The sequence below is a fragment of the uncultured Brachyspira sp. genome (assembly GCF_949287625.1).
Classification (GTDB): Bacteria; Spirochaetota; Brachyspiria; order Brachyspirales; family Brachyspiraceae; genus Brachyspira.
This window is the reverse complement of record NZ_CASEGO010000022.1, coordinates 1-1,275: the sequence shown is the minus strand read 5'-3', so window position 1 is coordinate 1,275 and position 1,275 is coordinate 1. Positions and strand designations below refer to the sequence as shown.

1 protein-coding gene is annotated in these 1,275 nt (G+C 22.0%); it reads left to right on the top strand.

All coding sequences use genetic code 11. The features are described 5' to 3' along the window. Positions 1-108: 108 nt before the first annotated feature. The coding region (locus Q1X91_RS05490) for an FkbM family methyltransferase (protein WP_300754183.1) at positions 109-1,275 on the top strand (1,167 nt) is incomplete at its 3' end.

Sequence of the window (1,275 nt, the reverse complement as noted above, 5' to 3'; positions counted from 1 at the left end):
CTACACATTATATATTAAAACAATAGAAAGTCAACCTATGCTAGTTGCTTAGCATGGGTTGGCTTTTTTTAACTAAAAAATGATATTATATTATTAAGGATATTATTTATGGAAAATAAAAAAATGATTGATAAAATAGTTTGGTGGATACCTTTTAAATCTCTTAGAAATCACCTTAGAGAATATTTATATTCTATTTTAGAAAAAGAAAATTTACATATAGATTCTATTAATAAAAATAAAGAAGATTTAGATATTATTAAAAATAATACTGATATTAAAAAAAACAAAAATGGCGTTACTATATGGTCACACGCTTTTTATAATATATATCAGTACTCAATAGACAATCCTGATGAATTTAATTTAAAATTATGTAATTTTAAAAAAAATTTAGATCCTGATAGTATAGAAATAGTTAATATTTGGATTAAACAATTAAAATGTCTTGTAAATAATAAAGTAAAAATACCTCTTGACTTTTATATAGATCATGCTATAAATTTTCTATCAGATGAGCAAAAAATTGTTGAATCAAATAAGGATATAATAATATCAAATATAGAAGAAAGATATTTTTCAAAATACAACGAAATCAATATTCCGTTTTCTTTACACATTTTTTATTACGAATGTGGTATTGTATATTTACCTAGTTATATTAAAAATGATTTAAAAAATGGGGTAATAATAGATTGCGGGGCTTGGATAGGAGATTCTGCATTAATGTTTGTGGAAGAAAATTACTGCAAATATGTATATAGTTTTGAACCTATAAAAAAAATATTTAATGAGTTAAATAATAATGTTAATAATTTAAAATTAGATAATAAGATAAAAACCTTTAATATAGCTTTATCAGATAAAAAAAATACAAATTATATGTTTGAAAAAGGTGGCGGATCATTTATCATTGATTCAAATATTCTGAATATTGAAAGTTATGAAAAAATAGAATCTATAGATTTGGATAGTTTTTTAGTAGATATTAATAACAATGAAGATATAAAATTAATAAAGGTGGATGTTGAAGGATTTGAGGAAAATGTATTGATTGGTGCTATTAATACAATAAAAAAATACAAACCTGTATTAATTATTAGTTGCTACCATGATTATATTTTTCCAAATGGATTTTGTCAAATGTTTAGGATAAAAGAATATATAGAGAATTTAAATTTAGGATATAAAATATTATTTAGGGGGCTAGAACCAAATTCTACATTAGAATATAATTTAATATGCTATATCCCAGAACAGAACAGAACAGAACAG